Annotated in this window: 8 protein-coding genes; 6 read left to right on the top strand and 2 right to left on the bottom strand. The window is 46.6% G+C overall.

What is annotated here, in order from left to right; all coding sequences use genetic code 11:
- The coding region (locus EWV68_RS00870) for a formylglycine-generating enzyme family protein (RefSeq protein ID WP_287168501.1) at positions 1–867 on the top strand (867 nt) is incomplete at its 5' end.
- A gap of 662 nt (positions 868–1,529) precedes the next feature.
- On the opposite strand, the gene EWV68_RS00865 is transcribed toward EWV68_RS00870, so the two are convergent.
- Positions 1,530–3,041 (bottom strand): ABC transporter permease subunit, encoded by a 1,512-nt coding sequence (locus tag EWV68_RS00865; RefSeq protein ID WP_061430127.1) that lies wholly within the window; start codon positions 3,039–3,041, stop codon positions 1,530–1,532.
- A gap of 202 nt (positions 3,042–3,243) precedes the next feature.
- On the opposite strand from EWV68_RS00865, the gene EWV68_RS00860 reads away from it, so the two are divergent.
- The 5 genes from EWV68_RS00860 (at position 3,244) to EWV68_RS00840 (ending at position 7,493) form a co-directional block, all read left to right on the top strand.
- Positions 3,244–3,999 carry an amino acid ABC transporter ATP-binding protein gene (locus EWV68_RS00860; protein WP_012265768.1) on the top strand — a complete coding sequence of 252 codons (756 nt, stop codon included), beginning with the start codon at positions 3,244–3,246 and terminating at the stop codon, positions 3,997–3,999.
- A 342-nt stretch (positions 4,000–4,341) separates the two neighbouring features.
- Entirely contained in the window at positions 4,342–4,692 is a 351-nt protein-coding gene (locus tag EWV68_RS00855; protein WP_012265766.1) for a slr0373 family blue light stress response protein, read from the top strand.
- 53 nt (positions 4,693–4,745) lie between these two features.
- The gene (gene ycf46, locus EWV68_RS00850) at positions 4,746–6,257 is read left to right on the top strand and encodes a stress-responsive protein Ycf46 (RefSeq protein WP_287168500.1); all 1,512 of its coding nucleotides are present in this window, start codon (positions 4,746–4,748) and stop codon (positions 6,255–6,257) included.
- A 134-nt stretch (positions 6,258–6,391) separates the two neighbouring features.
- The gene (locus EWV68_RS00845) at positions 6,392–6,745 is read left to right on the top strand and encodes a DUF1257 domain-containing protein (protein WP_002731874.1); all 354 of its coding nucleotides are present in this window, start codon (positions 6,392–6,394) and stop codon (positions 6,743–6,745) included.
- Positions 6,746–6,845: 100 nt separating this feature from the next.
- Positions 6,846–7,493 carry a class I SAM-dependent methyltransferase gene (locus tag EWV68_RS00840; RefSeq protein ID WP_287168498.1) on the top strand — a complete coding sequence of 216 codons (648 nt, stop codon included), beginning with the start codon at positions 6,846–6,848 and terminating at the stop codon, positions 7,491–7,493.
- Here the strand turns inward: EWV68_RS00840 and EWV68_RS21755 are convergent.
- Positions 7,441–7,668 (bottom strand): hypothetical protein, encoded by a 228-nt coding sequence (locus EWV68_RS21755; RefSeq protein ID WP_353737398.1) that lies wholly within the window; start codon positions 7,666–7,668, stop codon positions 7,441–7,443. The two genes, EWV68_RS00840 and EWV68_RS21755, sit on opposite strands and share 53 nt — an antisense overlap.
- Positions 7,669–7,808: the final 140 nt, after the last annotated feature.

Here is a 7,808-nt window from a genome sequence, read left to right as displayed (position 1 = left end):
GCAAATGAGAAAGATAGTTTTGATGATGAACGTCCTCAACATCAAGTAACTGTCCCCCCCTTTTTCATGGGTAAATATCCCGTCACCCAGGCCCAGTGGAGAGCAGTTGCCTCTCGCACGGATTTAAAAGTAGAAAAAGACCTTGAGCCTGATCCCTCCCACTTTAAAGATCCCCCCAAACCCCCCTTAAAAAGGGGGGCTTCCGACTTTAAAGATCCCCCCAAACCCCCCTTAAAAAGGGGGGCTTCCGACTTTAAAGATCCCCCCAAACCCCCCTTAAAAAGGGGGGCTTCCGATTCCCCCCCTTTTGAAGAGGGGGCTAGGGGGGGATCGCCCACGCGCTGGGATAGACCCGTGGAACAAGTCAACTGGTACGATGCCGTCGAATTCTGTGCAAGATTATCGAAACTGACGGGAAGGGAATACCGACTACCGAGTGAAGCGGAATGGGAGTACGCTTGTCGTGCTGGAACCACCACCCCATTTTACTTTGGGGAAACCATTACCGGGGAATTGGCCAACTACAATGCCAGCAAAACCTACGCCGGGGAAGCGAAGGGAGAACATCGAGGAGAAACGACTCCCGTGGGACAATTTCCCCCCAATGCCTTCGGGCTATACGATATGCACGGCAATGTCTGGGAGTGGTGCGCCGATACTTGGCACGATAACTATGACGGTGCGCCGAGGGATGGCAGTGCCTGGCTAGAAAATGGGAATGATAATCGTTCTCCTCGGCGGGGCGGTTCCTGGGGCGTCAGTCCTTTTTTCTGCCGTTCCGCGTTTCGCGACGGCGACGTCCGCCGCGACGACCGCTACCTCAATAGCGGTTTTCGGGTAGTCTGCGTATTCGGGAGAACTCTCTAACCCTTTTTCCTTTTTCCCCTTTTACCCTTATTCCCTATTTTTTCTTTTTTCTTTTCTTTCCCGCCCTTAGGCGGGTCGATTTTTTTGAGAAAATGGCGTTAATGTTAAATTTTATTAAGGCAATGAAAGAATTATCGGTTATCATACTAAATCCGTTGAGTATGGGCTACATATCAGGAGAGGCACTCATGCAAAAGGGGGAATAAATAGGGTTTGCTGAAAAAGCTTTTCGGTGGTGGCAGGGTGTGGGGTGTGGGGTGTGGGGTGTGGGGTTTTACCAGTTTTGAGGTGGCCAATTACCTAATTTTCAGGGAAAAAGTCCAGGAATTTTCCCCCCAATCACTCCAAAGGTCGGCACTTTTTGAGGGAAAACAAGTCTAAAAACCCTATCCAACAAGGTTTTTAGATTTATTCAGCAAACCCTAAATAATCAGTTTTTAATAACCAGATTTATAAAGAGGATAGGAAAGTGGGGATTGAGAAGTGGCAAGTGGCAAGTGGGTTTTTAAAGTTCGATCGGGAGTCAATCATACCATTAAAAACCGATTTAGTAAGTAGCTAGACACAATTAAATGCACATATTTAACTACCTCTTGCCTCTTGCCTATCCTAACCAAGAAGTTAATTTTGCCCTATTACTTATCAGTTCCCATCTGTTGCCCCTAGGCTTTCTGCTCCTGTTTAGATTTATGTAGGGGATCCATATAAATCTCTAAGCGCTTAAATACCACAGAGGAAAGGGTAGTTAAAACCAAATAAACTACAGCAACAGCGATATAAATCTCGAAAGCTTTATAGGTAGTGGCTACCATTAATTGACCTTGCCGGAATAACTCTTCAAAACCGATTACTGCCGCTAAACTGGTATCTTTAATTAGGGTGATAAATTCATTCCCCAAGGGTGGCAACATCCGGCGAAAAGCTTGGGGAAAAATCACCTCGTGCATGGTTTGCACTGGGGACATTCCTAGACTAGAACAAGCTTCCCATTGACCATTATCGATCGATTGAATACCGCCGCGCATAATTTCAGCTAAATAGGCCGCCACATTTAAACTTAGGGCAAATAGGGCCGCCGGTAAACGATCTAAGTCGATATTTAAGCCAATTTCTCGGAACAACCCTGGCAAACCAAAATAGATCAAGAATAATTGCACCAGCATCGGTGTTCCCCGAAAGAAATCCACATAAATGCGGCAAATTATTTTTAACCATTTGTAGGGAGAAATCAGGGCAATGGCCACTAAAGTTCCGCCGATTAACCCGAACAGAAAAGACAGAACCGTTAACAGAATTGTCCAGGGAACCCCTTTCACAATCAGGTTATAGAATAATTCTCCCCAGTTAAAACTTGATTCCTGTAAATTATTTAAAGCTGGGGCAACTAAGGGTAATTCTGGCGGTTTTTCTCCAAACCATTGCCTAAAAATAGCATCGTACCGACCACTTTCTATGACTCGACCGAGAGCATCATTAATTAACTGGAGATAGGGGGAATTTTTTGGTAAAGCAATCCCGTAGAATTCCTCCGTTAATAATTCTCCGACTACTTTTACTCCCCGTAAACCCGCTTGTTTAATTGCATACAAAGTCACGGGTTTATCGTTAACTACCGCCTCAACTCGACCATTAATTAATTCCTGCAAAGCTAAAGCCGCCGAGTCAAATTGACTAACTGTTGCCCCCGGTATTTTTGTCGCTTCTAAGGCTCCCGTAGTGCCAATTTGGACGGCAATTCTTTTGCCTTTTAAGTCTTCAAAATTTTTAATTGTCTTATTATCTTCCCGAACAGCGATCGCTAAACCAGCCCTAAAATAAGGTCGAGAAAAAGAAATCGCTTGGGCGCGTTCGGCGGTGATAGTCATGCCACTAATAGCGGCTTCCACTGTTCTCGCTTGTAGAGCCGGAATAATGCCATCAAAGGGTAAATTTCTAAAGTCAATGTTGAGATCGGCTTCCTTGCCAATCGCCCGCATTAAATCGATATCAAACCCAGTTAATTGTCCCCCTTGTTGGAATTCAAAGGGCGGAAAAGTCGCTTCTGTGGCGACTCGAAAAGGATTAGGAGGGGTCTGAGAAAAAGCCGGAATAACAGTTAATCCGAGCGCCAAGACTAATCCTAACAAGGCAAAGATAACTCTCTGTACCGCCCGCCCTCGCCAAAATTTAATCATTTTTTAATTGTTTCTCCTTGATTTTTTCGCTCAACTAAGTTAGTAATTTCGTCCTACTTCCCACCCAAGACAGATGTAGAGAGACTATTTGAGTATTATGATTATTCCTCTTGATAAAATGTCGTCAAGGATACAATCTGGCAGAAACTAATCTCGATACCTTTGTACAGACAGAATGTAAAATTTTTTACGAGAGGACATCATGACCACTACCACCCCTGTGATTGTTAGTGAAGGTTTACGCAAAAGTTACGGCTCTTTAGAGGTACTTAAAGGAGTTACAGGCACTCTTTATCAAGGGGACGTGGTATCGGTAATCGGTCCCTCTGGCTGCGGCAAAAGTACCTTTTTACGCTGTCTCAATCGTTTGGAAACAATTAACGGCGGCCGCTTGGAGGTGATGGGGATTGACATCTCTTCCCCGAAGTTAAATCAATCGGTTCTCCGCAACTTACGCAGCCGGGTAAGTATGGTGTTTCAACACTTTAATCTTTTTCCCCATCTCACCGTTTTACAAAACTTGGTGTTGGCCCCCAAGCAAGTGTTACACCACTCGGAAAATGAGGCTAAAGATACGGCAATTCATTATCTGGAAAAGGTGGGATTGGCCCCAAAAGCCGATGTTTATCCCGACCAATTATCGGGAGGACAAAAACAACGAGTGGCGATCGCTCGCAGTCTCTGCATGAAACCAGAGGTGATTTTATTTGATGAACCCACTTCGGCCCTGGATCCGGAATTAGTCGGGGAAGTGTTAAACGTTATGCGTCAATTGGCCGATGAGGGGATGACTATGGTAGTCGTCACCCACGAAATGCAGTTCGCTAAGGAGGTCTCTAACAAGGTTTTGTTCTTTAATCAAGGTGTCATCGAAGAAGCAGGTGATCCCGACACCTTTTTTAATAATCCCCACAGCGAGCGCCTACAAGCCTTTTTAAGTCGCATCAATAGTAATTAGGGTTTGCTCAATTCAGGAGTCAGTATTCTCCGAGTCAGGAGACAGGAGACAGGTTTTAGGTTTTAGGTGTTGGGGGTTGGGGTTTTGGGGTTTTAGTTCAATTTCCCCACTTCCCCACTTCCCCACTTCCCCACTTCCCCACACCCCACACCCCACACCCCACACCCCACTTCCCCACACCCCACACCCCACTTCCCCACACCCTACACCCCACTTCCCCACTTCTCCAACAATTGTAAAGAAATGTTACAATTATGCTGTCATAACAGCTTACCATCTTGACAGGAGAGAAAGACAGTGGTTATAGTAGAGACACATACCCGGGTAAACCAATTTAGTGATATGCAAGACAAGCAAAAAGTCACACTGTACCTTCCCCCTGGAGTCCATCGTCAACTAAAAATAAGGGCCGCAATCGATGAAGAATCGATGTCAGGGCTGGTGGAAAAAGCGATCGCTTTCTACCTAAAATACCCCGAAAAGGTAGAAGAAATCGAAGCCGCCGCCTATGGCAAAACCTATCAGGTTCATGTCTGTCCCGAGTGTGATGCCGCCTTAGTGATGAAAGAAGATCGGCTAAGGTCGATCAAACGCCAGCCCGGAATAGTGGGCGACGAGTTCCCGCTCGAAGTTCCCGAACCCGTTGGCGCTCAAGGAACCGCAGAGGGAGAAGCAGCCTTAGTTCCCTGCTAAACTCTCGGTAGCCGCCCAAGGTCAAAACCGTTACCACAAATAGGGTCGATGTTATGAAAGAAGAGCTAGAAATTCTCGTCAAGGCTCAGTATCCCCTGATTTACCTCGTCACCTCCGAGGAGGAAAGGGCGGAAGAAGCCATCAGCAAAATAGCCCAACTAAATACACAACATCGACGGGTGTTTGTCTGGACTGTCACCCACGGCATGATCGAACTAGGTCAACCGCGCCAAACCAGTCAACATAATACCGTGTCGCCAGAAGCGGCGATCGAATGGGTAGTGCGTCAACGGGAAGCGGGCATCTACATCTTTAAAGACCTGCATCCGTTCATCACTTCCGCTCCGGTCACTCGCTGGTTAAGAGATGCGATCGCCAGCTTTAAAGGAACCGAAAAAATCATCATTTTAATGTCTCCCCTGCAAGAAGTCCCCATAGAACTAGAGAAAGACGTAGTAGTTCTAGATTTTCCCCTGCCGGACATGGGAGAGTTAGATACGGTTCTCTCGCAACACCTAACCAGAAATCAAAATCGTCGTACCACCACAGAGGTCCGGGAAAAACTCCTGAAAGCGGCCTTAGGCTTAACCAAAGATGAAGCCGAAAAAGTTTACCGCAAAGCCCATGTAAAAGCGAACAAATTGACGGAAGACGAGGTAGAAATCGTCCTTTCCGAGAAAAAACAACTGATTCGCCGCAACGGAATTTTAGAATACGTTGAAGAAGACGAGACCATCAACGCCGTCGGTGGTCTGGAAGAATTAAAAAAATGGTTAAAACAGCGATCGAACGCCTTTACAGAAAGAGCCAGAGGTTACGGACTCCCCCAACCGAAAGGAATGCTAATTTTAGGAGTACCAGGCTGTGGTAAGTCCTTAATCGCTAAAACCACCTCGCGCCTCTGGAGTTTACCGCTCCTGCGCTTAGATATGGGACGGGTTTACGATGGTTCCATGGTGGGACGGTCTGAGGCTAACCTGCGTAATGCCCTAAAAACTGCTGAATCCATCTCTCCGGCCATTCTTTTCATCGATGAATTAGATAAAGCTTTTGCCGGTGGCACAGGATCCGCCGATTCCGATGGGGGAACCTCTAGCCGCATCTTCGGCTCCTTCCTGACTTGGATGCAGGAAAAAACCTCACCCGTCTTCGTCATGGCCACAGCTAACCGGATTGAACGGCTACCCGGGGAATTTCTCCGCAAGGGGCGCTTCGATGAAATCTTCTTTGTCGATTTACCCAATTCCGAAGAAAGACAAGATATCTTTAATATTCACCTGACTAAACGACGCTCCGACATTTCTCGCTTCGATTTGGAGCAGTTAGCCAAGGTATCCGATGGGTTTTCCGGTGCGGAAATAGAACAGGCGCTGATTGCCGCCATGTATGAGGCCTTCGCCCAAGATCGCGAATTCACGCAATTGGACATTATTGCGGCGATTAAGGCGACTCTGCCCCTATCTCGCACCATGACCGAACAGGTAACTGCCCTGCGTGATTGGGCCAGACAACGCGCCCGACCTGCTTCGGCCTCCGTCGCTGAGTACCAGCGATTGGAGTTCTAACAGACTTTCGCCCGCTCCCAACGGGATGAAAGGCTAGTTCTCAGGGACTAGCAATGCCTCGAAAAGCCGCTTGGCGGCACTCTTTAACTCTCAATCTGTTGTTGTTGATTCTTATCTACAAAGAGGAAATTCCAATGTCTCATTTTAGCACTCTCCGGACCAAAATCACCGATGCCGAAATCCTCAAAGCTTCTCTCCGCGACCTCGGTATTAGCGTAAAAACCGAAGCTGATGTTCGTGGTTACAACGGTCAACGGGTTCGCTCCGACATCGTTGCTGTTCTCGATGGCGAATATGATCTCGGTTGGTCCCGCAATACCGACGGCAGTTTCGATTTAATCGCTGACCTCTGGGGTGTGGCCAAAAAACACAATCAAACCGAATTGATCAACTCGATCAACCAAAAATACGCTGTGAACAAAACCCTATCCGAAGTGAAACAGCGCGGTCTGCAAAACGCTAACGTTAAGCTAGTCGTTCAAAGCTAAGATTTACAGCGCGTTCCCAAGCCTAGGGGTTGACCAGTTCGGTTAACCCTTTTTTCTGTCTCTGGGGTATGTTAAGAATAGTAAAATTAACTTGACAAAAATGCTCCGACCCGAAGAAAGAACTAAACTCGATCCGACGAAAGACAGCGATTTTTATGCTTTTCCCCGCTTCGTCACCCACGTGGATGAGGGTTTTATCGATCAATTAACCGCTCTCTACCGAGAGATCTTATCGCCGAATACGCGCATTTTAGACCTGATGAGCAGCTGGGTGTCCCATTTACCGGAGGAGATGGAATTTGAGCATATCGAAGGTCACGGGATGAATGGGGAGGAGTTAGCCAAAAATCCCCGCTTGCATAGTTATTTTGTCCAAGACCTGAATGCACAGCCAAAATTGCCCCTAGAGGATAGTTCTTTTGATGCGGTGTTAATCACAGTATCGGTGCAGTATTTGCAGTATCCAGAGGCGATTTTTGCGGAACTGTATCGCATTTTAAAGCCTCATGGTCTGGTGGTGGTCAGTTTTTCCAATCGTATGTTTTACCAAAAAGCGATCGCTGCTTGGCGCGATAATAGCGATTTAGGCCGGGTAGCGTTAGTGAAATCCTATTTTAAATCGGTGGCGGGATTTAGGGAAGTACAGGCGATCGTTCGTCCTGCTACTACCCCCAGTTTCCTACAAATGTTAGGAATTATGGTTGCTGATCCCTTCTATGCAGTGATAGGGAAAAAAAATCTTCTCTAGGATTATAGTCATCGTTTGAATTCTTAATCCCTAATGCTCGCCATCCAATGCCGACTCTGACTGACCAGATTTTTTCTCTTGGTTTCACCTCTTTGAACTCTAGGCTGGGGTGAAATGGATTTTCTTTCCAAATCTGGTAATTTTTCTTGGCTGTTTCTTGTACCCTTTGCGGCAAACTTAGAAAAAGTTGACGAAACCCTGACTGACGGACACAAGTGGGTCAAAACCTGACAAGACAAGGGTTGCCAAAAAGAAAAATATCTGGGTAGATAGGGAAAAAGCAAGAATCCCTACAAGATGAAAACCGAGAACAGA

It is taken from the genome of Microcystis sp. M_QC_C_20170808_M9Col (assembly GCF_007095495.1).
GTDB classification, from domain to species: Bacteria; Cyanobacteriota; Cyanobacteriia; order Cyanobacteriales; family Microcystaceae; genus Microcystis; species Microcystis aeruginosa.
Note: the sequence above shows the minus strand (reverse complement) of the source record. Positions and strands in the feature narration are given on the sequence as shown.